The organism is Haladaptatus sp. HS23, from assembly GCF_056892285.1.
Window position 1 is genome coordinate 348679 of sequence record NZ_JBXGLH010000005.1, and the last position, 22841, is coordinate 371519.

Consider the following 22841-nt stretch of genomic DNA (forward strand, 5'->3'; position numbering starts at 1 on the left):
ATGCCGGATGCCGCGAGTTACGAACCATGACACGGATAGGCATCCTCGGGAGCGGCTTCATGGCACGGGTTCACGCGATTCGGTACGACGACATCGACGGCGCGAACGTCGTCGGCGTCTGCTCACCGAGTTATCCGGAAGCGTTCGCGGCCGAGTTCGCACCCGACGCTGCCGTCCACGATGACCCGGAAGGGATGTTCGGCGAAGACCTCGACGCCGTCGACATCTGTACCCCGACGGCGACACACCGACCGCTCGTGGAAGCGGCCGCCGAGCGCGGATTCGATGTCCTCTGTGAGAAACCCGTCGAGCGGACGTTGGAGGACGCGGTCGCCATCGAAGCGGCCGTCTCGGACGCGGGAATTACGTTCCTTCCCGGCCACGTCCTCCGTTTCTTCCCGGAGTACGCCGCGGCGAAAGAGCAGGTGGACGCCGGTGCCATCGGCACGCCGGGGACGGTCCGCGCGCTTCGTCAATCGCCCGTCTCCCCGACCCATCCGTGGTTCCACGACTTCGACGTGAGCGGTGGCGTGTTGCTCGACCTCGCGATTCACGACTTCGACTTCCTTCGCTGGACTATCGGAGATGTCGAGAGCGTGTTCACCCGTCGACGAGCGTGGGACGAAAACGAGTACACCACGACGATGCTTCGCTTCGAGGACGGGACGAGAGGAACCGTGGACGCCCGCTGGCCGACGGCCAACGAGGTTCCGTTCGCCACCGAGTTGGAAATCGCGGGCGACGACGGACTCATCGAGTTCGACAGCGGGACGGTCGACCCGATTCGAGTACGCGCGGAAACGAGCGAACCACCGGCGAGCGACCCCGTCGACGTCCCCCTGACGAAGGACCCGTACCGACTCGAACTGGAGCATTTCCTCGCGTGTGTCCGAGGCGAGGAGACGCCGTGCGTCACGGTCGAGGACGGCATCGAGGCGATGTGCATCTCGCTTTCGGCTATCGAATCCGCGGAACGGGGGACGCCCGTACCCGTGAACAGAAACTAGTCGGCTACCGGTCGGACCTCGATGTCGCCATCGCTCGAAATACGTATCAGGTGGTCTTCCATTTGGAACTCGATGTGTCCTCCCCGGCGATGTCGACCGTTCTCGCTCGGTTTGAACAGGTCGTTGAGGGCGTCGGGGTTGATGTAGTCGTAAAGCGGGTCGATCTCCGTCGTATCGGTTCCCATCGTGTCGACCACCGCGTCGATGACCCGAACACAAATCGAATCGGGCCGCGTCCAACCGTGGCCTCGGTCGTCGGTCGCCGTCGCCTTCTCGCCGTCATGATACCGTTCGTGGTCGCTCATCACTCCACCTCCAGCCGCCGGATTACGTATCCGGGGCGGTAGGAAAGTAGTGTGTTCTCGGGTGTCATGGTATGGTATGTCGAAGCTTCAGAACTTAACTTTGAATGCTTGACTTCTGTCACGAACACGATGTTCGATAATCAGAACGGGGAGGCGGTTCCCTCCAATGGTTTAATACAACCGGGTACTTCGGCGGTAACTGAAGCCATGTTAGACATCGGGTTCGTCGGCGGCGGAAACATCGCTCGTTTTCACGCCAAACGACTGGTAGAACTGGGAGAGAACGTCAGAGCGGTCGCCGACATCGACGCCGACGCGGGTGAAGCGTTCGCCGACGCGTTCGGGGCGACGGAAACGTACGAAAGCTATCGCCGGATGATAGACGAATCCGACCTCGACGTCGTGGTCGTCGCCGTTCCGAACTCACTGCACGCGGACTGCGCGATTACCGCGCTCGAAGCGGACCTCGACGTATTTGTCGAGAAACCGCTCGCGGATACGTACGCCGCCGCGGAGAAGGTCGCCGCAGCGGCGAAAGAAAGCGACGGACGAGTCATGGTCGGGTTCGTCAAGGCGTTCAGCGCGGAGTTCGAGGACGCGAAAGAGCGGGTCGCCGACGGCGAACTCGGCACGGTGTACGACGTTGAGGCCAAATACATCCGGCGGCGAGGAATTCCGCAGTTAGGCGGCTGGTTCACCCGGAAGGAAATCGCGGGCGGCGGCGTCCTCATCGACACCGGTGTCCACGTCCTCCACCTTGCACTCTCCATCCTCGGCTTTCCGGAAATCGAGACGGTGAGCGCATCGACCGATTCGAAGTTCGGCACCAAGGACGATTACACGTATCTGAATATGTGGGGCGGAAGTCCCCGCGACGACGGGGTGTTCGACGTCGAGGACCACGCCCGAGCGTTCATCCGAACAGTGGATGGGACGACCATCGACCTGCACGCCGCGTGGGCCTGCAACGACGAATCGGAACAGCGACTCGCGTTCCGGGGCGACGACGCCGGTCTCGTAACCACCATCGACGGCGGGGAAACCGACGTGCAACTGTACTCCACGGACCGGGACGCGCTCTCCGACGTCGAACTCGGGTTTTCCGATGACGACGGATTCGTGAAGGAGTGGACGTACTTCACCGACGTGGTACGCGGCGCTCGGGAACACACGCGCAACACGCTCGAAGAAGGACTCGCCGTGCAGCGACTCATCGAATCGATTTACGAGAGCGCCGAAACGGGCCGCGAAGTGCCCGTCGAGGCGATTACGCCGACGCGATAACCTCTATTTCGACGCCGATGTCTATCGGCAGGTCGGCGATTTCGACGGCGCTTCGCGCCGGAAACGGCTCACTCATGTAGTCGCCGTACATCTCGTTGATGTCCGCGTAGTCGTTCATGTCCCGTACGAAGACGGTCGCTTTGACGACGTCGTCGAGCGATGACCCCGCCGCTTCGAGAACGGCAGCGACGTTCTCCAGCGTCCGTTCGGTTTGCGTTCGGATGTCGTCGCCGACGATGTCGCCGGATTCCGGGTCGACCGGGCCTTGGCCCGAGACGTAAATCCGGTCGCCGTCCTTGATTCCCTGTGAATACGGGCCGATACTCGCCGGTGCGTTGTCGGTACTGATTTCCTCCATACCAACGGCGGAGACCCGATAGGGCATAAAAATACCGTCCCGAGCGTGCGACCGGCAGGGTCGTTAGCTGGAAGTCGGATACGATACCGAAACGGGGTCGTCCGACTCGGCGGATTCGTAGGCCGCTTCGACCACGGCGACTGCGTCCACCGCGTCGTCGGGTGATATCTCGGGCCGGCGGTCGGTTCCCACGGCGTCGACGAAATCGCGGATGAGGCCCACGTTCGGGTCGGACCCCCAGTAGACGGACGCGATACCCGTTTGGGGACCGTTATCGCGGGTGAGTTTGAACGTCTGGTCGAAACAGTCCACGTCGATACTCCCTCTCGTGCCGACTAATTCGAGCGTGGCGTCCCCCCAGAAGTCCCACTCGTCCGGGCGACTCCACGACCCATCGAGGGTGAACGCCGTCCCGTCGGTGAGTTCCATCGAGAGGACGTTCACGTCCTCCACGTCGAGCGATTCGAAGCGAGTGTCGTGCTGGGCGTACACTTCGGCGACGCGTTCGCCGGTCAGCCAGTGGACGAGGTCCACGATGTGAACGGTGTGGTCCATCGCCGCGCCGCCGCCGCTCTTCGTCGGGTCGGCGAACCAACTGCCGGGGCGCTGTCCGCGGTTCGTACCCGCGAGCAACTGTAGGGACCCGGCTCGGCCGTTCTCGACCTGCTTTTTGCCGCGTATCGCGGGTTCCGAGAATCGGAGCGGCATCGCCACGCCGATGTCGACGTTCGCATCGAGACACGCGTCCCGAATTCCGACGGCGGCGTCGACGGTCGTCGCGAGCGGCTTTTCACAGAGCACGTCGACGCCCGCCGTCGCGGCCCGTTCGACCCATTCGGAGTGAGTGGTGTTCTCCGAGCAGACGATTGCTCCGTCGACGGCATCGAGCAGTTCGTCCGTTTCGCGGAGTTCGGTACCGTGTTCTTCGGCAAACGTCACCCCGCGGTCGGCATCGTCGTCGGCGACACCGACGAATTCGACGCCGTCCGACTCGTCCGCGATAGTAGCGTATGCGGCGGTGTGAACGTGCGCCGTGGAGAGAATCCCGATTCGTACCGCGCTCATTTCGTGATCACCGCCGGAGTTCGACCGTTCATGGCTCTCACTTCGTCCTGTACTATATGAACGTTTGGCACGCCATTCCTTGACAACTGAAATATGATTTCGGAAAAGGACCCGTCTATCGGTACTGAACGCCGAACGGAAAAACCGGGAGAAACGACGCTGGAAGTAGCAACGGAGTTCGACGGAACGAAAGAGAAATCGTGCAAAAGCAGCATACCGTACCGCCGAGAGGGTGATGTAAGACACCGACACCCATGAGAACCATAGTCACGCCGCTGTTAAGCAGGGATGAACAGTTAAGTGGGTGGTATTCGTTTACATCCCATGGAAAACGACACGCCGAAAAACACCGTGAACGCGGTGCAGACGTCGCTGACGATACTCGAAGCGCTCGGGGAGTTGGACGGAGCGGGCGTCACCGAACTCGCGGAGCATATCGGTGCCACGAAGGCGACCGTTTACAATCACCTCTCGACGCTCAAGGGGAGCCGATACGTCGTCAAGGAGGACGATGACACCTACCACCTCGGACTTCGGTTCCTCGACATCGCTCACCACGCCCGAAACCGGGTTCGGATTTTCGACCTCGTCCAGCAGGAGGTCGATGCGCTCGCCGAGGAAACCGGGGAAATGGTACTCTTCACCGTCGAGGAACACGGTGTCGGAATCTGTCTCTACCGAGCCTACGGGGAGCAGGCGATTCGAACGCCGCTGTACGTCGGGCACCAGTCGGGACTCCATCACACGGCGGTCGGCAAGGCGATACTCGCCCATCTGCCAGAGGAGCGGAGGATGGAAATCCTCGACCAGCAGAATTTGGACGAAGTCACGAGCAACACGATAACGGATCGGGAGCAACTCCTCGAGGAACTGGACGGCATCCGCGAAACGGGCATCGCTACCAGTAGCGAGGAAACGATACAGGGACTGATCGGGGTCGGCGCGCCGATAATCGACCAGAACCGCGCCGTTGCGGGGGCCATCAGCATCATCGGACCACGGAGTAGGATGAAGGGGGACCGTCTACACGAAGAGTTGCCTGACCGAATACAACGAAGCGTCAACATCATTGAAATCAATATGACATCGATCTGATTGCGTCGTGTTCGCACTATTTTCCTCCTTTTCCGCCGCCGACCGCTCCTTTGAACGTTTTTCCCTCTCGTCGGTCTGTACCCGCGTGGAGCGTTCAGGTGGATGAAACGGGTTCGCGCTGTACGACGTTATTTCGAAAATTTCGTTTAGTACACATGAACGGGGGAGACAGCGTCCCGAAAAGGAATGTCACATGCGGGGGTGTAGACCGAACCAATTCCACACCTATGACAGTAGTAGTAATGTAATAGCGTTCCTTCGAACAGTGTAGTATCGTTATTCCATTCATGACGAATTACAAGGAAATCGATAGGAAACGGATGAAGACAACGGCTCGCGAGGTATAGAATGTCATACGCGACGGTGACGCAGTCGAGCGCTTCGGAATGATATTACAGTAACAGTCCTGTACTGGTAACAAACCCGTCGAGACCGTAGTGTTGCAGCGACGGACTGATCTCAATTTCCGTAGCACTACAATCATTGAACGACATCGCCGGGAGAGCTACTGAACGCTCACCCAAAGCCCCATTACACAACTGACTCTGTAACGTATAGGGACGATCGAAGCGAATCGTTCGATCGCGTCGAACCGTTCACCGGAACGTTCCCTTCGAGAACTTTAATGAGGTCTACCCACACACGTCTCATCAATAGTCATCTCGAAGTATAGTATCTTCAAATAGTAATACCGGTCGAACATGGATAACGCAGCGGGTACCGAGATTATTTTACTTCCGATTATTATGCGGCAGTAGACAAGACACCGCCACTTCCAATGTAATCGGTCGGATACCACCCTACCTTACTAATACGGCGTAATTGAGCCCCGATAAATCACATACTGCGATATATAATATAGGGGAAAGCTCACACCGAGTCGGAGGATAGGATATTTCATTCATATATGTCAAGCTTGCAGAAATCGTAGTAAACCATCAAAGTCACTATGTAATTTCTTTTACTATTAGTGGTATTGTTCCGACTAGTTTCACTATCCGATTGTGTATCTCGTGTCGTCATCTGCGACGAATCCGGTCAGCACTTACTTGAAAGACCTCTCCGTACTCGTCCTTATGAACGAAGACACGCGACGGGTGATTATCGATACCGATACGGCAGGCGACGACACGCAGGCACTTCTCCTCGCAGCGACAGGCGAGAACATCGAAGTCGAGGGCGTTACCATCTGTACCGGAAACGTCGAATTCGAGTACATGGTGGAGAACGCTAAGTACACACTGGACATGGCGGGCATTGCCGAAGACGTCACTGTCTACGAAGGCGCACGAACACCGCTCATGAAGACACACGAATACGCCGATTACGTTCACGGCGAAGGCGGACTCGGCGGCAACCTGTTCCCGGATACCGAAATCCCCTCCGGTGACCAATACGGAGCGGACTACATCGTCGAAATGGCTCGTAAGAATCCAGGGGAAATCACGCTCGCCTGTATTGCACCACTGACGAACGTCGCGCTCGCACTCCAGAAAGAGCCAAACCTGAACGAATTGCTCGATGAGGTGTGGGTAATGGGCGGGAACGTCAACTGCCTCGGCAACGTCACCCCCGCCGCGGAATTCAACTTCTGGGTCGACCCCGATGCCGCAAAGCGGGTGGTTCGTGATCTCGATATCGTTCTCTTCGATTGGGGCGTCACCGTCCGAGATACTGTATTCGACGCCGAGCTGCTGGCCGAAATCGACAATGGTCCCAACACCGAACTCGCATCGTTCTTCGCGGAGATAACCGCCCCCGTCCGCGAGTTCAACAAGGAGTCAAAGGGACGAGACATGACGACGCAACCGGACGCTGGTTTGATGGCAGCACTCATCGAACCGGATCTCATCGAATCGGCCGCGACGTACCACGTCGACGTTGACGAGCGGGAAGGCCTGACTCGTGGATACACCTTGGTGGACGAGGACGACGTCACGGACGGCCAGGCCAGAACGACCGTTATCGAGTCGTTCGACACCGCCTCGTTTCACCGGATGTTCGAGGACATGCTGTTCGAATCGACGTCGACAGCATCCCTATAACTGGATCTACTCTGCCGTCCGGCGAGAGGAAACGGTTCGAACGCGCGATGCGGAAGTGGGAAATCGATAGAGAATATTGATCTTAAGATCGATTCTAACTTTAGCTTCCACGGTCATCGAAGTAGGAGAAATCAACCTCTGGTGAATTGCGAGAGAAGAAGAGCCTCAGAGAATCTTGATCGTTTTAACGATGTCCGTAACCGGCCTGATAGAGTGATCTTAATATCAATCCTAAGATTAGAGAGCAAGTAGCACAAAGGAAACGAGCTGATTACTTCCTGATTTGGGTGATGATGTCGTCGGGTGTGAACAGTGAGATATCGGAACGTTCCTCGGCCGTAGCTTGAAGCTCATCTGAAAACCCAGATCGACAGAAGCAACAATAGTGTATCGTAGGATCACCGCCGTTTTCTGGTGTCCACTGTATCTGTGCTGCACTCCGCTCAAGATCAGCTAAATCGCCCTCATCCATCTCTCGAGACGTGTATTTGCACTCGCCAGCGACGAGTGTCCCATCACTCGCGAGACCGACGACGTCTAATTCGAACTGTCGGTGCCACCAATACCCGATTCCATGGTACGTCTTTGGAATTAATGAAGGAAGCGCGTCTTGGCATACGATCTCAAACATCGATCCCATATAGTCAGAGAGCGATGGTTCGACTAGCTGCTCGTAGGCATCGTTACCGATCTGAACGAGTTTCTCCTCTTGTCCGTAGACATAGCGAAACCAGAATCGGAACAAGGGTTCGTTCAACCGATATCGGCTTTTACGTGTTGCAGTAGGGTTTGCCGTCACAGGAATGTCCCGTTCGACCAATCGAAGACGGCGGAGTTTCGAGAGATAGGACCCAAGCGTATTCGAATCGACCCCCGCAAAGTTTGCAATTTCGTTTGCTTCTCGCTTCCCTGTGGCGATAGCTCGAAGGATTGTATAGTAGGTCTGAGGTTCCCGGAGTCCGAATTCCGTTCGGAGTAAGAACTCCGGCTCGTTGTGAAGAACGCCATGTTCAGAGAGAATATGAGACTGGATATTCTCTGCAAGCGACGCTGACTGTGTGAGCGCCCGTAGGTAATAAGGCGTCCCACCGAAAACACCCCAATATTGGATCATCGTATCAGGACCATCAGTTGGATAGAACTGCCGCGCATCGGCCAGTGAAAGCGGTGGTAGATCAATTGCGGCTGTCCGACGACCGTACAGCGGGCTTCCGCCACTGAGAACTTTGTCTTCCATAATGCTGATGGAAGAACCGACGAGGACAAGCGTCATTCCCGTCTCTTCGAGCTGCAGATCCCACACGCGTTGAATCTTCGATGGAAGCGCATCATCCGACTGAATGAGATAAGGGAATTCGTCGAGGACAACGATTGCATTCTTCCGGCCAAGAGCACGAAGCAGTGCTTCCCAATCGCGTTGGATATCAGCTACAAGTGGAAAGACCTCACTCGCCGTCTCGACGAAGTTAGTGAGCTGCGCCTCAGGTGTTTCCTCGGTTGCCTGCCAGTAGACGGCGTTATCACGATCGCCGATCGCTTCACGAACAAGTGCGCTCTTGCCGAGTCGACGGCGTCCATAAATCACGCTCAAGTCGGCAGTATCACGTTGAAACTGCGATCGTAACGTGTCTAGTTCTTTCTCTCGGTTGACGAACCGCGATGGGGCCATACGGATAGTTTGAGCCAGTAGATAATAATCGTGGCGATTATCTAAATCGTGATTTTACTAATCGTGATTTTACAAACTGTCTGGTTCAGTGTCAACTTCGGGTTCCAGATCGAGAAGGATCTCACGAAGTTCTTGGAGGACGGTTTCGGCCTCAAGCGCGGAGAGATCCAACCCACGAGCCATGAATCGCGATGTCATCCGGACAGATGTGAGCAGTCTCAACTTCCGTACGCGACTCGGTATTCGTGACCGATCAGATGAGATTCTCGAACGGCTAGTTTAATGACTACAGATTGAGAAAACTGTAGCAATGGCAGCTTCACTCGCCGAACCGGCCGTTCTCGCTGCCGCGAAGGACACACTCTACCCCGGTCTCAACAATACCTCAGTCTCACCGCTAAACGCTGGTTGCTCAGCCAAGGCGAATTACCCTCCGAGACATACGCTTTTGTGGATAGACGGCGATCAATTACTATGCAAACTCGTTCTTTGGGTACGACTGGCCACGACAGCTCCATCATGACGTTTGGTGCCATCGCGCTCAACTGGCTCGAGCAGGAGGGAGCGAACCAAATGGTCGAACTCATGCTCGATCACGATATCAACCACTTCGATGTCGCGCCGACGTACGGAGATGCAGAACTCAAATTAGGGCCAAAACTCCGCCAGCATCGTGAGGAGATATTTCTCGGCTGTAAGACACAGGAACGAGGATATGAAGGAGCGAAACGCAAACTCGAACAGTCACTCAACCGACTTGGCGTCGAGCACATCGACCTCTATCAAATACACGGTCTCGAATACGACCACGAATTGGAAACGATAACTGACGAGGGAGGCGCTCTCGAAGCGTTTCGGGAAGCCAAGGACGAAGGACTCATCGACCACATTGGATTGACGAGTCATGGGGGGCCACAACTCATCCTCGACGCCATCGAACGCATCGATGACCTCGAGACTGTGATGTTCCCGATGAACCCAGTGGTGGTAGGCAAGGATGACGACGAGTACAACTACGAAGCGGTACTCGACCGTGCAAGCGACGCGGACATTGGAACGCTCGGAATCAAAGCATTCGCAAAGGGACCATGGCCCTCGACCGACGAACTCCCTGAGAACGATCGCCCGTACGCGAACTGGTACGATCCAGTCGATACCCCTGCTGAAATCGAGAAACGATTCGACTTCGCAGCAGCACAAGGATTAACGAGTGTTATCAATCCAGGCGACCCAAAGTTGGTCGCTATGGTACTTGATGCGGCTGAGCGCTATGACGGTCTGGAGGAAGCTGCCCAGCGATCACTCATCGAGCAACTACGCCACGACCAGAGTCCCGTTCCTGAACAGCTTCACCATTGACCACTGAGAGTTCGTTGTCGACCCATCTATGGATATCCCCCTGACCGTTACGACTGCCCTCGCTGACTACTCGGTGACGGGTGCGGTCTGCCTCGAAGCCGGGGCAGGATTCGGTAACATGACGGCCGGTTTGCTCGCTGCCGGTGCCACTCGTGTTTATGCTGTCACAAATAACCCTGAACACGCGAACGCTGTTCGCGACCGGATCGATAGCGCCGAAGCTGAACGCACCGCTATCGTGGAAGCAGACCTTTGTAGCCTCCCGATTGCAACCGACTCGGTCGATTTCATCACCGCTCATGGGCTTTTCAACCTGCTCGAGCCTGCATCACTTGAACCCGTCATAGAAGAGTTGACACGGGTTGCAGCACCCGGTTGCCATCTCATAATCGACGATTACGAACCACCACCGGATAATGCCGCCGTACGTGAACTCTTTGCCTTGGAGAACGCTGCGACGGAACTAGCGACAGGTCAACCGGCGCTGACCTTCTATCCGGAGGAGATTCTTCGGCGACTGTGTATGGGATATGGATGGAACTTCGACAGCAAACGAATCCTATTGGAACCAGTTCCCTGGACCGCGAGCCACATCGAGGCTCACACAGATGCGACACTCTCTATGAGTTCACAACTACCGACCGAAGTGGGTGAATGCTTGGCTACAGAAGTCGAACGAGTTGCAACAGACATCGGTGAGGAATCAGTGGGAATGATGTATAGTGTTGCGCTGCAGTTGCTCGCTTAAATCAACCTGTAGACCCTTCGAGTCACTCGTTTCCCTGTATAGATTCCGGGTTGGCAACAAAGCTCGTACAGTATACTAGCATAGTGTAGTCTCCTAAATCCTGATGAGTGTACTGCGAACTCGACTTTTCAATTCTGACCATGGCGAACACCCAATTATTTATCCGCATTGCAGTCTACGACACAACATAGTGCACTCACCAGATTTCCAGCACTCACAGTCGGAAATCACCGACGATTATCCAGATATCAATTGTGACGCATGCCAGTCCGCTCTCGAACCTGATAGCCAGCAGGCCGTATCATTTCTCCTTTTGGATCATCTCCGCATCCCCGTTCTCAGTTGTAATGACCATCTCGAACAGTTCACTTCGATCTGTGGACTCACCTCTAACGACACAGCGACGCTCCTCCATCACCAACCCGCTGGTGGTATCTCGTGTCCTGGCTGTCGTTTCGCGTCGTATTCTGCGGCCCAATCCATAGTTCCAGTCCAAGATGGGGCGATTGTTCCCGTAGCATGTCCGGAACATCAGTCAAAGATAATTCAGCGCTTTCAGACAGGGCTTCAGACCCATCAACAGCTCACCTCCGGTCTCGGTACGACTACTGGCACCTTACCGTGAATCTAGCCTGCCCCCGAGAACAGATACGGCCGCAGTAGGCATGACCGATATTCGTCGGAAGGAAGACGGCGTGCACGAGAGGTGGTTTACGACAACCGTACTGTAGTCGAAACGAGGATCGTTTCATCACAACAGAAACCAGAACTTACAGGACGATTCCCATCACCAGTATCTCTATGACGCAAACCGTCAACGAACTCCGCAACGAAATCCGACAAGCTGTCGGAAGATACGAACGGATGGAATCGACAGCCTTCACCAAAGAAGCCCTTGCAGCACTCTGTACGTCTGTAAACTACGATATCGACACGGAAAATCTGCCCTCCAAACCCCAGATGCGGGCTGGTATCCTCTGGAAAATCGGCGAACTGGACGATGATAACCCAGAACAAACGTCAAACGCGTTTCGGAAGGCAGAACTCACAGCGATTGCAACTGCGCTGCAAGACGACGAGTGACCACGAACTTCTCCACGCCGACAACAGTGGGGTAAACGTTTCCTTCACCGGAGCGGTCACATCGAACTCGTGCTCACTGCCGGTAGTGTCTTTTGTGTTCTCTCGGATGGAAATCCGGCCCGGGAGGTTTACGTCGGGAGCATGACAGCGGGATCAAGCCCCCATGTGGGCCGGATTGAGAGATGTTGCGGGTTGGATGACAGTCGGGTAGCCGATGTGAACTGTATCTACCGCTCACGACCCTGTCGACGACTGATGTGCCTCTGACTTCACATCGACAGTGGTGGTGGTGGCTGAGTTTCCTCGAGCCGTCTCAATCAATGAACGCCCCGGAAAAAGAAATTCTGACCGATCTCTCAAAACCAAATTCCAACAGTACTTCCCTTCGGTGCCAATCGATTCTTCCGTCCTCCACTCCCCCTTGCTTGCCTGATCACGAGCAGTATACAGAAAATCTTCTTGACCGCGGTTTCTTAGGTCGAAGCCTTTCTCGAAGGACTCTCAAATCGGTGCAACGCACCGATCATCTCGCAAAACTTTCAAAACTATTTTTATCGTACCTATCCGCTACAGTAGAGATGACCGACAACACACCCAAGAACGCTACTGATTCTATCCGCTATCAAGGAAAGGCGATCGATGATCCGGCATGGATACCTGAGTTTCTCTCCGACCAGGAAACAGGTGTGCTCGGTCTCATCGATGACGACATCCCGCATCTCGTGACACAACTCTTCGTCTACGATCAAGATACGGGTGTGATTTACCTCCACGGTGCACAAGCGGGACGTGCCCACGCTCTCGTGGAGAGCGACGACCAGTCGCGCGCTTCCTTCACAACGAGTGAGAAAGGGCGGTATATCCCGGCCGACGAACCGGTGAACTTCACCGTCGAGTACTCGAGTGTGGTCGCCTACGGAACCATCGATTTGCTCGCTGATCGAGATGAGAAACGAGCGGTTCTCGAGCAGTTCATGGAGAAATTTGCACCGCAGCTGACCGAAGGCGAAGATTATGAGCGAATAGCGCGGGAGTCCGTCGATCGGACGGCCGTCTATCGTCTCGACGTCGAATCATGGAGTGGCAAAGAGGGGTGGAAAGAGCCCGATCATCCGGGAGCGTACAGTCTCGACTCTACCCGATAATCGTGACTGTTCTCCGCATATTCCCCTGTTCTCGTTGAGTCCTCAATCGCCAACGAGCGGCCGTCTACTCAACTGTGAGCGTCTCTGCAACCCAGCGAGCGGTCAATGGCGGAAATTCGGACTCACGAATTACCCGAAGAATACAAGCCGTGATGGCTCCGGGCAACAGCGAACGGTTCTCGGCCGTGCATACCAATCGTCTCCAAAACTGTTCGCTCCTCGGCTAGACAGTGCTATCAAGCGAGAATTCGGCGCTCTCAGGACCGGTGAACGGACGGGGATTTCCCGGTTGGAATCGAACTTTTCGTACGGACGTTCACCGAGCCCCACCGTGTGGAATATCGCTTGAGCGTGGGGAAGGTGTCACGCCGACCCGACGACGTTGGTTGGTTTCTCGTCAGTGAGCCACTGTTCGAGATTGGCGGCGACGATGCGAGGGCCTCCAAGAACGGCGTCACGGGTGGACCCGGCGACGTGTGGGGTGAGAACGACCCCGTCGCAGGTGAGCAGCGGATCGTCGTCGGGGAGCGGTTCCTGCTGGAATACGTCGAGTGCAGCACCGGCGATTTGGTTCGATTTGATCGCATCGACCAGTGCGTCTTCGTCCACGAGGCCGCCACGGGCAGTGTTGACGAGGAACGCCGAGTTCTGCATGGTTTCGAACTCCTCACGTCCGATGAGGCCACTCGTCTCTTTGGAGAGGCGGACGTGGAGCGTGACGGCGTCCGACCGCTCCAACAACTCCGGGAGCGTCACGGGCTCTGCGTCCACTTCGCGGATAGCGTCGTCGTCGACGTAGGGGTCGTAGGCGAGAACGTGGCTGTCGAACCCATCGAGACGGCGGGCAACACCCCGACCGATGTTTCCAAACCCGACGACACCGACCGTCGTTCGTTCCATGTCCGGCGGGAGTTTATCGGGGTCGAAAACCTGATTCCACTCTCCGTCGGTCATAGCGTCGTGATGGAAGGGAACCCCGCGGAGGCGCGAGAGCAACATCGTCATGGCGTAGTCGGCGACAGCGTTCCGGTTGCGGCCGGGTGCGTGCAGAACGGTTACATCGTTTTCGTGTGCGGCCGCGACATCGATGTTTTCGGTGCCGCCACGGGCCGCCGCGACCACCTGTAAGTCCTCGGCTGCCTCGATGAGTTCCCGCGACACCGGTGCCTTGTGGACGACCAGCACCTCGACGCCCTCACGAGCGTTTTCGAGTATATCGTCGGCGTCGAAACCGCTCGGACCGACCTCCTCCATGTCCATCGTCACGTTTCGGAACTCGGTCGGGGAGGCGGTGCCGAGCCAGTTCATCTCCTCGAAGTGGACGCCCTCCGATTCGAGGCCGCCAAGCTCCTCGTACATGTATTCGCTCGGTTGCTGTGGATCTCCACAGAGAAGACACGTCACGGAGCGACCATCACGGTTGGTATCTTCTATCATGGTTTTATTTCTACCCGTCCCTATTCAACAGTTTCCATGTCGGACGGACGTCCTCCCGAACGCGCTCGAAGGTATTCACGAGGTGACGGTAGTCGGTGACCGTTTCGGGGTCCGGTTCGTGAGTTCGGTTCACGTCGACCGCAACCGACGCCGCTTCCCGGTAATCTTCGTAGAGGTCCGCGGCGACGCCAGCACAGAGGGCCACCCCGCGCGCGCCGAGTTCGTCGCCGTCCGGAACGGAAACGGGATTGCCGTGGATATCCGCGAACATCTCCGACCACACTTCGCTTCGCGCTCCTCCACCGGTCAGTCGGAGGTCGGACACGCCCGACGAGAGGTCCGCTAATCCCGTGCACTGGGCGATAGCGACGCCCTCGTAAACCCCGCGCAGCAGTTCCTCACCGGAGTGGTCCAGCGTCAATCCGTAGAACCCGCCGCGTGCCTCCGGATAGTCGGTCGACCCGGAAAGATACGGATGAAAAATCACGCCGCCAGCCCCGACGGGAGCGTCCGCGACGGCTTCGTTGTAGACGACGTACGGATTCACGCCCCGCTCGTCGGCTTCGATGCGCCACCCGTCACCGAACTCGTCCACGAACCAGTCGACACACGCGGTTCCCGAACGAATACCGCGGTAGCGAATCCAGTTACCGAGGAATCGTCGTGGGAGACCCGTCTTTCCGCCGTCGGGGTCGTCGAGAATGGCGACGCTTTGTCCCCACGTTCCGAGAATGACGACGCCTTGCCCGGGACGAATCGCTCCGGCACCGAGTGCACACGCCCCCACGTCGTGGAGTCCCGCGGCAACCGGCGTGCCCGTCGGGAGACCTGTCGCCGCGGCAGCCGACTCCGTGACTTCGCCACAGACCGACGTGCTCTCGACGACCCTCGGGAGTGCGTCGAACGCCTCGGAGATATCGAACGTGTTGAACACCGTCGGGTCGTAGTCGCCGTCGGGTCCGTAGAAAACGCTCCCTTCCATCGTATCCGTGCCGAGACGCCCCGTCAACCGGTGCGTGATGACGTCCTTGCAGAACAGCACTGTCTCCACGTTCGAGTACACCGCCGGGCGTTCGGCCTTCAACCACGCTAGCAGACTGAACGGATCGGCCCCGAACGGCTCCCAGCCGAGTCGGTCGGTAGCCGCGGTGAGCGTGCCGTCAGTTCGCCACTCTTCGAGGCGGCTCATTGCTCGGGAGTCCGTCGACTTGATACCCACGACGGGGCTGCCGTCGGCGTCCAGCGCGTACAACCCGTGACCGTGACCGGCAACGCCTACGCCTGCAACTGACTCCGGGTCGACCGCATCGTCGCCGGTCACCGTCGCGATGGTGTCGGCGACCGCCTCCCACAACGCGTCGTGATCCTGATCGTCACGTCCGGGGGGTCCATCCCCACTCGGCGTCTCTCGCGTGGCGACGGCAATCGTCTCACCATCCGGCGTGAACGCCGCCGCCTTCGTGTTCGTGAGGCCGGTGTCCACGCCGACTAACAGGGGTTCACTCATCGTCGTGGACGTCCGCGATTCGACTCCGTCCGGCGCACCCGGTGAGTTCCGCCAGATCGACCATCACCTCGGCCAGTCGGTCGCGGATTTCGTCGGCGACCACGTGTGGGTGGAAGTACGTCTTGTCCGGCGACCACTCGCCGTCCGCGAAAAACGAGGCGCGATCCGCGGCCGTCTCCTCCGGCGGTCTGATGGCGTCCGCATGGTCGCGGTAGAAATCGGCGGCGGTTCGAGCGAACTCGTACTGGTAGCGCGTGTTTTTGTTGAACTTACAGACGCCGGCATCGAGGAACTCCGCGACCTGTTCGTCGGCGACGCCCGACGATCCGTGAACCACTAACGGGACGTCGTGGCCCGCCTCGTGGAGCGCCGTATTCACCTCGTCCGCCACGTCCGGTCGGACGTCTAAATCGCGTCCGGACGCCACACCGTGTTGCGTACCGACGGACACCGCGAGCAGGTCGACACCGGTTTGCTCGACGAACCGAACGGCGTCGTCCGGGTCCGTATAGAAGGCTTCGTTCGGACTGGTTTCGACACCGTTCTCCTCACCCGCAACTCGGCCGAGTTCGGCCTCGACCAGCATCTCCTCCGAACCGTCACGGACAGCCTCGACGGCCTCTCGGGTGTGTTCGATGTTCTCCTCGAACGGGCGGTCCGAGGCGTCGACCATCACCGAGGACGGTACGCCGGACGCAACGACGTCGTCGAGGAATGGTCGTTGGTCGGGCAAGTGAACGTGGTCGACGTTGAGAAAGACGTTGACGTTCTTCGACTCGGCGAGGTTCTCGACGTAGGACCCGAACGCACGTAGGCCAGCGGAGGCATCCCCGTCGCCGTAGAACCCGCATGCGTCACGGCTGACTTGTAACACCAGGTCGGCGTCTGCATCGAGCGCACCTCGGAGCAGTCCGACCATGATGTCGGATTGAACGACGTTGCTCGCGAAGAATCCGTACCCGTTCTCGCGAGCGGTAGCGTAGGTAGCTGCGAGTTCGTCACCGTGACAATATGGCATGTGAGAGACAGGCATGTAAGCTCGTATAGTTCTATTGGAAGCGACGGGGGCATCCGAAAGTCTAACCGAACGCAAGCAATCGAAGTTGCGGTTCCCCGCGGCGTACTAGATGGTCTCTTTACTATGAAAAGGAAGCCGTTCGCTCTCCAGGCCGCAAAATCGAACTGACACTAGTTTTCCGTTTCGTATGGCGTTATCGTTCTCAACCTTCGCCAGCATCATCGAGTTGGGTATGAAGTCGTTCCGTTGCCGATGCAATCCGTTCTAGTGCCCGGACAGCCCGCCACACCAGTGATAGTAAAAACACTGCTGTAATCAACCAGATCCCAACGAGAGGACGTCCAACGATAAGGACGCTGTACAAGAGGACAACGATCGCGATAACGTAGATACTAACGCGAAACCGTGAACGCTGACTTCGTGTCGACATATCGTACTGTTTCGTCAGACTGCATATGAATCATTCGCTGGTGTCGGGGGAAAATTATAACTCCGCTTACTTCACCGGAAACTGAAGTAGCGCTCCAACACCGCTGAAGACCTTTACGAACTGCGACCCACGTTCGGTGTCACTGGCAATCACATATCCGCCACCAGCCTGCTGTCCACTATCTCGGTCCAAAGGCCGCGAGATCGGCCCCCACAGTCGCCAGTGCGTCGGCGGGGTTCGGGTCGCTGTCGGCCAGATGCGTGTACTGGTGTTCCGGGATGCTCGACAGCGCTGCCGCGACGGCCTCGCTGTATGTCTTGACGCCCGGTTCCGTCGGGTCATCGCCGCCCCAAACGTCTCTGATGACCGTCATCGAATCGATGCGCACTTCCAGCCTGCGTGGTTCGTAGCGAACCAACAGTTCGGAGAGCCCGAGCTGGAGGGCAATGTACTCGGCGGTGTTGTTCCCCGTCCGGGAGCCGACGGGTCGGCCGAGACGGGCGAGTTGGTCTTCCGCAGCGTCCATGATGACAGCACCCGCACCCGCTGGGCCGGGATTGCCGCGTGAACTGCCGTCAACATAGAGAATGAATGTGTCGCTCGTCGACTCGGGGACAGGTGGTCGGGTGAGTCCCGACGCTAGCAGGCTTTCGAGCGCGCGACGCAACTCGGTCGAGGTGGTCGCGGGGTCGAATAGACCGCCGTAGCCGGGGACAGCGTCGTTGACGGCGTCGGTGGCGGCCGCCACCTCGTAGCCGACGCGGGCGAGTACCTCGTCGACAAGCGTGGCGAGCGGCGGGAGGTGTTCGGCCGGGAGACGGTCGTTGGTCACACTACATCACCCTTCGAACTTCGGTTCCGGACCTTCAGATCCTCGCTCCCTGATGATCCTGTTGGCTGGTCGCACCACTGCATATAGATCCTCTCGATGGTCAAGGGAGATAATTCCTTCAGGTGGCACTGGTGGCAGACCGCTTTGAATCAGTCGGTTCCTTGGGATCCTTAGCAGCCGATACAAACGGTTTGTTGAATAGTGACTGTATCTCTCATCGCTATCACGACACCACCGGAGGATTCAATAGAAACAACCGCTTCAGAAGCACACAATGGATCCAGAACCCGAGTACATTCAGGTCGGGGAAAAATAACATGCCGTGGGGAGTAAACACGGAGTTCACCGAGGAAGAGGGGCCGGAAGTAGAGATCGATGAGGATCAAGAGAAGGTCGATCGTACAGAGGAAGGATCCGAAACCACTCAAGACTTCGATATCGACGAAGCGATTTCGAATTTAGACTGAACCGGAGACTTTCCGTTGTTTTACCGGGTCGGTAGTGTCGGATAAACCCATCTCCCTAACTGCTGTTTCATCAACGACCGCATCAATCGCTCAACAATCGAACGCCCGTCGAGGAGGAGCTAAACTAGACAGTGCCATTCTCTGATGTGCCTGTAGGCCGATCAATCGTTGCGAGATTCGTCGTTCGACCACCTGTCCTCGGCCTTGACCGGAGCAACTGCACGGGCCAATTGCTCATCAGTATAGTCCTTATTTTCCAACTTCATACTCCGAAGACGCCATCGGCGACTGAGTTCCGGTTCCCCTTCAGGGCCGACACGGGCCCCATGCGTTCTAAAGAAGGCACCGCCGCGGCCACGCTTCTTTCCTTCGTACGTATGCTGGTCGAACGCGACGTCGTACTTCCCATCTATTTCGAGATCGTCCGCTGGGTGATCAAAGCGGGGTGCTCGTCCCTCTTCATACGCGGAGGCTCGTTCGGCCGATAGCTCACTAAAATAATCGTCCGCATGTGCGGCCTCGCGCGAAGAGGTCGCCCTGGCCGCCGCTAGCGCAGCGTGCACCGCACACAGCCGCCCCCGCCAGGAATCTTCCGACCAGCGCTCACGCGCCAATTCCTCGTAACGGTCTATCGTGAGTGCCACTTCGTGACCAGCCCGTAGGTCCTCGACTACGTACAGGTTGATTCGATCCCAAAAATTCCATGCGTAGCCGGACCGCACAAGCTCCCAAGCGGCCCACGCTGCCGTCTCCTCGTCAGACCGTCTGACCGCCTTTTGAAGCAAGCTGGAGACGGTATACCGGTTCACCCCGGACTTGGTCTCGTTCTCACCGCACTCATCACCGAAATCGTTCGTCGTTGCTCCCTCCCCATCGTCAGTCTCGTTTGCCGCTTCGTCGTCGGTTCGAAGGTCCCCATCCGATCCGAACGTGGCCTGTTTCTTCTCGTCCATACGGAGGTCTCAAGTCTCCCGGCTAAAATAGGTGGGCAAATCAAGCGTCGACGACAGGATGAAATACGTCAGATGATATAGAACATCACCTGAGAGGCACTGTCTAGATGAGGAAAAACAAGCGATAGCGGTACGATTGGCGAAGTTTCACCTACCGATCGTAGGTGGCTGATTCTTGCTGTCGAGATCAGCTGCACTGTGAGAAGACGGAATTTGGCTACTTCACCGAAACCCTAGTTATGATGAGACAAAATGCTTCGTTCGCTACTCCCGTTACAGGCGCTGATACGCCACTCAACAACAAAACCACTTAACTAGACAGTGCCACCTGAGATCTTGGTCTCGAATAATAGGGTACAGATCGAGAAGTGGATACCGGGGTGGTTATACTTCCGATTAGTATTTGCCGAAGAGGAATTATCAACTACGTGATTACGTAGGTAGCTAAGTCTACACAGTGGCGTTACTACGAATACACATCATTGAACTCTCGCTCACGGCGCATGAGCTCCTCAACGCCGTGCTCAAGGATTCCCCGACCCATTCCTGTCGGTCGATAGTATGTGTAGAAGCCTTGGCTGTCAGGTGTCCGTCGTTGGCGTTTGTCGATTAGGCCGACGTCAACTAATTCCTCAAGATGGTAGTGGTAGTTGTGGGATTCGACATCAACCGCTGTTTTAAGGTCCGAGGCACTCAGTTCGTCGTTGGCGACCAGCGTCCGCAGAATACGAAACCGAGTTGGATGACCGATCGCCTGTTGCATGGCGAGGTACTCTTCGAGCGTTAGTCCGCTTTCCTCTGGGAGCGGTGGCTCTGGTTGCCGCACCTTTTTCGCGGAGTGGTTATCGGTTCCGGACATTTCTGATCTCCTCTATTACACAATTGTTCTTCCAGCTACTTAGCCATTCTCGACTAGAATATTCCCAAGAACTCCGGGATTTATATAGGCTGGTATCGTTCTATTCATCGAATGCGCCAGCGGATTATCGATCACCTTCCCCGCGAAGTGGACGACTCGGACGCCCTTCCTCCTGTGCGTCGTGAGCAGTTCCTCGTGTATCTGATGGGGCCATATCGGACATTCGATGCTGCTGCACTTCTCCCGGAGGATGCGGATGGCACCACAAGTGTTCCATCGTTTGCGACGTGGGACACCGCTTCTGGTACGTACTCTGAAGACGAGGTTTTAGAGTTGCTGCAGCGAACTCGTGACTGTCTTCGAGACCGCGGCTTCAATGCCTTTCTTGCAATCGATGTGGGAATACCACTGGACGAGATGGATGCTGCGACACAGAGCATTGCCTTTGCTCGTGCTAGTAATGTCGTTGTTTTTCTTGCTCCACAAGTTGGCGACAATCTTGGAGTTGGGATTGAAATCGGCAGCGTCCTCGAAGATTTACTGCCGTTTGACGAAATGCAGGGGCCGGCGGCTACTACAACACCCTCGAAACAAACTCGACGAGTGATGGTTGCCACAGAGCCAGCGGTTCGAAGTGCAATGCTCGCGTCAGTCCATGCCCGCTGGGATGCTAGCGTTCGGACGTTCAGCGATGCCACCGAGTGTTGTCGGCTCTGTGCTCAGTTTTGTACTCATATTCAAAACGAGGAACTGTATGGGTCACTTGACCAACTATACTAGTGATTATCTTGAAAGAGTAATTTTGAGCATAGCTTCTCAGTCTTACTGACCTTGTGACTACCTCATCTTTGGCACTTTTCTCAATCGTATAGTAGTCACTTCCTCCTGTCTGATCGGTATTGCTATTAATATGGGTCAATCATAGCCAATTGCCGTGGTATAGCCTCATAACCGACCGTTCATGGTGTTTGTCTGTCATCCACCCTGACGAGTAAACGTCTCGAAGGCGTTTACTTTCCGTCGTCTGCAGTCGATTCGTCTTGTCAAATTCTGTGGTTAGTATATTATTGTAACCTACAAAATCCACATGCAAATTCGCTCCTTGTGATCCTGCTTGTGATTTTGATTTGAATTTGGCTACGCTTTATTGAAGGCGTTTAACTGCTCTTGATACCGATTTCGAATGGTGACTTCAGTTACTTGAGCGACCTCTGCCACCTCTGATTGTGTGTACGTCTCATCACACAATAATGACGCTGTATAAATTGCTGCAGCTGCGAAGCCAACGGGCGATTTTCCAGAATGAAGGCCCTGCTCCAGTGTCAGATCAAGAATCTCAATCGCTTTGTTTTCAACGGCTGAGCTCGTTCCTAACTTGGAGCAAAATCGTGGAACGAACTCTTTCGGATTCGACGGCTCGATTTCCAAGGTGAGTTCTTGTGCGATATATCGATACGTTCGACCCAACTCTTTCTCCTCGATTCGTGCAACCCGGAGCATTTCGTCGAGACTCCGTGGAATTCGGCCTTGTCGACAGGCGGCATAGAGACAACTCGTGGCGACACCTTCGATCGACCGTCCACGAAGCAAATCTTCGGATAAGGCGCGCCGATAAATCACACACGCAATTTCCCGGGTTGGGTCTGGAATGGCAAGTGCACTCGCCATGCGATCGATTTCACTCAGTGCAAACTGTAGGTTGCGCTCGCTTGCGTCTTTAGTTCGGATCCGCTGTTGCCACGTTCGAAGCCGATTGATCTGTCTTTGCTTTCGATTTGAGATTGATCGTCCATTGGCGTCCTTGTCTTTCCAATCGATCGCTGTAGTTAGACCTTTGTCATGCATCCGCTGGGTAAGTGGTGCACCGACACGGGATTTGGCGTCTTTTTGAGCTTGGTTAAATGCGCGCCATTCAGGGCCGTGATCGAGATGTGATTCCTCGAGAATCAAGCCGCAATTCTGGCAGACAAGCTCATTTTGATCAGCACTGTGTGCCAACTGTTCGGCGTCACATTCTGGGCATTGATTTTGCTGAGGCTGGGTCGATGTGTTCTTGCCTTCTTCCTCTCGGTTGCAGTGATGAGTAGTGAGTGTCATACTTCTCACTTCCGGGCATCTGATTTATATTTACTCCCCGATATGGGTGTTATTCTGGTTATCAGCTATACTGTCGTC

At 56.4% G+C, this 22841-nt stretch carries 23 protein-coding genes; 10 read left to right on the forward strand and 13 right to left on the reverse strand.

The genetic code is table 11. The features are described 5' to 3' along the window. Positions 1–26: 26 nt before the first annotated feature. Positions 27–1007: a Gfo/Idh/MocA family protein gene (locus tag AC1XDK_RS16385; protein ID WP_483351031.1), complete on the forward strand. Its 981-nt coding sequence runs from the start codon at positions 27–29 to the stop codon at positions 1005–1007. On the opposite strand, the gene AC1XDK_RS16390 is transcribed toward AC1XDK_RS16385, so the two are convergent. Beyond that, on the reverse strand, positions 1004–1312 hold the full coding sequence (locus AC1XDK_RS16390) for a HalOD1 output domain-containing protein (RefSeq protein WP_483351033.1): 309 nt from the start codon (positions 1310–1312) through the stop codon (positions 1004–1006). The genes AC1XDK_RS16385 and AC1XDK_RS16390 overlap by 4 nt on opposite strands. A 207-nt stretch (positions 1313–1519) precedes the next feature. On the opposite strand from AC1XDK_RS16390, the gene AC1XDK_RS16395 reads away from it, so the two are divergent. Beyond that, on the forward strand, positions 1520–2596 hold the full coding sequence (locus AC1XDK_RS16395; RefSeq protein ID WP_483351034.1) for a Gfo/Idh/MocA family protein: 1077 nt from the start codon (positions 1520–1522) through the stop codon (positions 2594–2596). Here the strand turns inward: AC1XDK_RS16395 and AC1XDK_RS16400 are convergent. Both AC1XDK_RS16400 and AC1XDK_RS16405 read right to left on the reverse strand, forming a co-directional pair. Then, on the reverse strand, positions 2580–2954 hold the full coding sequence (locus AC1XDK_RS16400; RefSeq protein ID WP_483351035.1) for a RidA family protein: 375 nt from the start codon (positions 2952–2954) through the stop codon (positions 2580–2582). The genes AC1XDK_RS16395 and AC1XDK_RS16400 overlap by 17 nt on opposite strands. Positions 2955–3017: 63 nt before the next feature. Continuing rightward, entirely contained in the window at positions 3018–4019 is a 1002-nt protein-coding gene (locus AC1XDK_RS16405) for a Gfo/Idh/MocA family protein (RefSeq protein ID WP_483351037.1), read from the reverse strand. A gap of 324 nt (positions 4020–4343) precedes the next feature. Between AC1XDK_RS16405 and AC1XDK_RS16410 the strand changes: the two genes are divergently transcribed. Together AC1XDK_RS16410 and AC1XDK_RS16415 are read left to right on the forward strand one after the other, a co-directional pair. After that, a complete protein-coding gene (locus tag AC1XDK_RS16410; RefSeq protein ID WP_483351038.1) occupies positions 4344–5114 on the forward strand; it encodes an IclR family transcriptional regulator in 771 nt (256 codons plus the stop codon). Positions 5115–6190: 1076 nt separating this feature from the next. Further along, positions 6191–7159, forward strand: a complete 969-nt coding sequence (locus AC1XDK_RS16415) for a nucleoside hydrolase (RefSeq protein WP_483351041.1) — start codon at positions 6191–6193, stop codon at positions 7157–7159. 271 nt (positions 7160–7430) lie between these two features. Here AC1XDK_RS16415 and AC1XDK_RS16420 read toward each other — a convergent pair whose 3' ends face one another. Together AC1XDK_RS16420 and AC1XDK_RS16425 are read right to left on the reverse strand one after the other, a co-directional pair. Beyond that, a complete protein-coding gene (locus AC1XDK_RS16420) occupies positions 7431–8828 on the reverse strand; it encodes an ATP-binding protein (RefSeq protein WP_483351042.1) in 1398 nt (465 codons plus the stop codon). A gap of 69 nt (positions 8829–8897) precedes the next feature. Further along, the gene (locus AC1XDK_RS16425) at positions 8898–9026 is read right to left on the reverse strand and encodes a DUF7437 domain-containing protein (protein WP_483351043.1); all 129 of its coding nucleotides are present in this window, start codon (positions 9024–9026) and stop codon (positions 8898–8900) included. A gap of 276 nt (positions 9027–9302) precedes the next feature. Here AC1XDK_RS16425 and AC1XDK_RS16430 point away from each other — a divergent pair, with 276 nt between their 5' ends. The 4 genes from AC1XDK_RS16430 (at position 9303) to AC1XDK_RS16445 (ending at position 13163) form a co-directional block, all read left to right on the forward strand. Continuing rightward, positions 9303–10187 (forward strand): aldo/keto reductase, encoded by an 885-nt coding sequence (locus AC1XDK_RS16430; RefSeq protein WP_483351044.1) that lies wholly within the window; start codon positions 9303–9305, stop codon positions 10185–10187. A gap of 28 nt (positions 10188–10215) precedes the next feature. Further along, positions 10216–10935, forward strand: a complete 720-nt coding sequence (locus tag AC1XDK_RS16435; protein WP_483351045.1) for a class I SAM-dependent methyltransferase — start codon at positions 10216–10218, stop codon at positions 10933–10935. An 801-nt stretch (positions 10936–11736) separates the two neighbouring features. After that, complete coding sequence (locus AC1XDK_RS16440) at positions 11737–12018, forward strand: hypothetical protein (protein WP_483351046.1); 282 nt, start codon at positions 11737–11739, stop codon at positions 12016–12018. Between the two features lie 578 nt (positions 12019–12596). Beyond that, entirely contained in the window at positions 12597–13163 is a 567-nt protein-coding gene (locus AC1XDK_RS16445; RefSeq protein WP_483351047.1) for a pyridoxamine 5'-phosphate oxidase family protein, read from the forward strand. Positions 13164–13526: 363 nt separating this feature from the next. Here the strand turns inward: AC1XDK_RS16445 and AC1XDK_RS16450 are convergent, their stop codons facing one another. The 5 genes from AC1XDK_RS16450 to AC1XDK_RS16470 all read right to left on the reverse strand — a co-directional run bounded on the left by AC1XDK_RS16450 (position 13527) and on the right by AC1XDK_RS16470 (position 18387). After that, positions 13527–14522 carry a 2-hydroxyacid dehydrogenase gene (locus tag AC1XDK_RS16450; RefSeq protein ID WP_483351068.1) on the reverse strand — a complete coding sequence of 332 codons (996 nt, stop codon included), beginning with the start codon at positions 14520–14522 and terminating at the stop codon, positions 13527–13529. Positions 14523–14610: 88 nt separating this feature from the next. Further along, complete coding sequence (locus AC1XDK_RS16455; RefSeq protein WP_483351048.1) at positions 14611–16107, reverse strand: FGGY-family carbohydrate kinase; 1497 nt, start codon at positions 16105–16107, stop codon at positions 14611–14613. Further along, positions 16100–17125: a class II fructose-bisphosphate aldolase gene (gene fba, locus AC1XDK_RS16460; protein ID WP_483351049.1), complete on the reverse strand. Its 1026-nt coding sequence runs from the start codon at positions 17123–17125 to the stop codon at positions 16100–16102. The genes AC1XDK_RS16455 and fba overlap by 8 nt, the downstream gene beginning before the upstream one ends. Positions 17126–17327: 202 nt before the next feature. Continuing rightward, entirely contained in the window at positions 17328–17555 is a 228-nt protein-coding gene (locus AC1XDK_RS16465) for a DUF8066 domain-containing protein (protein ID WP_483351050.1), read from the reverse strand. 178 nt (positions 17556–17733) lie between these two features. Continuing rightward, positions 17734–18387, reverse strand: coding sequence for a ribonuclease HI family protein (locus tag AC1XDK_RS16470; protein ID WP_483351051.1), 654 nt, complete (start codon positions 18385–18387; stop codon positions 17734–17736). A 122-nt stretch (positions 18388–18509) separates the two neighbouring features. On the opposite strand from AC1XDK_RS16470, the gene AC1XDK_RS16475 reads away from it, so the two are divergent. Next, positions 18510–18854 carry a hypothetical protein gene (locus tag AC1XDK_RS16475; protein ID WP_483351052.1) on the forward strand — a complete coding sequence of 115 codons (345 nt, stop codon included), beginning with the start codon at positions 18510–18512 and terminating at the stop codon, positions 18852–18854. A gap of 161 nt (positions 18855–19015) precedes the next feature. On the opposite strand, the gene AC1XDK_RS16480 is transcribed toward AC1XDK_RS16475, so the two are convergent. Further along, positions 19016–19807 carry a hypothetical protein gene (locus tag AC1XDK_RS16480; RefSeq protein WP_483351053.1) on the reverse strand — a complete coding sequence of 264 codons (792 nt, stop codon included), beginning with the start codon at positions 19805–19807 and terminating at the stop codon, positions 19016–19018. Positions 19808–20273: 466 nt separating this feature from the next. After that, a complete protein-coding gene (locus AC1XDK_RS16485; RefSeq protein ID WP_483351054.1) occupies positions 20274–20666 on the reverse strand; it encodes a winged helix-turn-helix domain-containing protein in 393 nt (130 codons plus the stop codon). Positions 20667–20777: 111 nt separating this feature from the next. Between AC1XDK_RS16485 and AC1XDK_RS16490 the strand changes: the two genes are divergently transcribed. Further along, the gene (locus AC1XDK_RS16490) at positions 20778–21446 is read left to right on the forward strand and encodes a DUF7509 family protein (protein ID WP_483351055.1); all 669 of its coding nucleotides are present in this window, start codon (positions 20778–20780) and stop codon (positions 21444–21446) included. 357 nt (positions 21447–21803) lie between these two features. On the opposite strand, the gene AC1XDK_RS16495 is transcribed toward AC1XDK_RS16490, so the two are convergent. After that, a complete protein-coding gene (locus tag AC1XDK_RS16495) occupies positions 21804–22763 on the reverse strand; it encodes a transcription initiation factor IIB (RefSeq protein WP_483351056.1) in 960 nt (319 codons plus the stop codon). Positions 22764–22841: the final 78 nt, after the last annotated feature.

Coding starts and splice junctions, on each gene's coding strand:
- AC1XDK_RS16385 (WP_483351031.1), top strand. CDS start 27: ATGACACGGATAGGCATCCTCGGGAGCGGCTTCATGGCACGGGTTCAC.
- AC1XDK_RS16390 (WP_483351033.1), bottom strand. CDS start 1,312: ATGAGCGACCACGAACGGTATCATGACGGCGAGAAGGCGACGGCGACC.
- AC1XDK_RS16395 (WP_483351034.1), top strand. CDS start 1,520: ATGTTAGACATCGGGTTCGTCGGCGGCGGAAACATCGCTCGTTTTCAC.
- AC1XDK_RS16400 (WP_483351035.1), bottom strand. CDS start 2,954: ATGGAGGAAATCAGTACCGACAACGCACCGGCGAGTATCGGCCCGTAT.
- AC1XDK_RS16405 (WP_483351037.1), bottom strand. CDS start 4,019: ATGAGCGCGGTACGAATCGGGATTCTCTCCACGGCGCACGTTCACACC.
- AC1XDK_RS16410 (WP_483351038.1), top strand. CDS start 4,344: ATGGAAAACGACACGCCGAAAAACACCGTGAACGCGGTGCAGACGTCG.
- AC1XDK_RS16415 (WP_483351041.1), top strand. CDS start 6,191: ATGAACGAAGACACGCGACGGGTGATTATCGATACCGATACGGCAGGC.
- AC1XDK_RS16420 (WP_483351042.1), bottom strand. CDS start 8,828: ATGGCCCCATCGCGGTTCGTCAACCGAGAGAAAGAACTAGACACGTTA.
- AC1XDK_RS16425 (WP_483351043.1), bottom strand. CDS start 9,026: ATGACATCGCGATTCATGGCTCGTGGGTTGGATCTCTCCGCGCTTGAG.
- AC1XDK_RS16430 (WP_483351044.1), top strand. CDS start 9,303: ATGCAAACTCGTTCTTTGGGTACGACTGGCCACGACAGCTCCATCATG.
- AC1XDK_RS16435 (WP_483351045.1), top strand. CDS start 10,216: ATGGATATCCCCCTGACCGTTACGACTGCCCTCGCTGACTACTCGGTG.
- AC1XDK_RS16440 (WP_483351046.1), top strand. CDS start 11,737: ATGACGCAAACCGTCAACGAACTCCGCAACGAAATCCGACAAGCTGTC.
- AC1XDK_RS16445 (WP_483351047.1), top strand. CDS start 12,597: ATGACCGACAACACACCCAAGAACGCTACTGATTCTATCCGCTATCAA.
- AC1XDK_RS16450 (WP_483351068.1), bottom strand. CDS start 14,522: ATGTACGAGGAGCTTGGCGGCCTCGAATCGGAGGGCGTCCACTTCGAG.
- AC1XDK_RS16455 (WP_483351048.1), bottom strand. CDS start 16,107: ATGAGTGAACCCCTGTTAGTCGGCGTGGACACCGGCCTCACGAACACG.
- fba (WP_483351049.1), bottom strand. CDS start 17,125: ATGCCATATTGTCACGGTGACGAACTCGCAGCTACCTACGCTACCGCT.
- AC1XDK_RS16465 (WP_483351050.1), bottom strand. CDS start 17,555: ATGTCGACACGAAGTCAGCGTTCACGGTTTCGCGTTAGTATCTACGTT.
- AC1XDK_RS16480 (WP_483351053.1), bottom strand. CDS start 19,807: ATGGACGAGAAGAAACAGGCCACGTTCGGATCGGATGGGGACCTTCGA.
- AC1XDK_RS16485 (WP_483351054.1), bottom strand. CDS start 20,666: ATGTCCGGAACCGATAACCACTCCGCGAAAAAGGTGCGGCAACCAGAG.
- AC1XDK_RS16490 (WP_483351055.1), top strand. CDS start 20,778: ATGCGCCAGCGGATTATCGATCACCTTCCCCGCGAAGTGGACGACTCG.
- AC1XDK_RS16495 (WP_483351056.1), bottom strand. CDS start 22,763: ATGACACTCACTACTCATCACTGCAACCGAGAGGAAGAAGGCAAGAAC.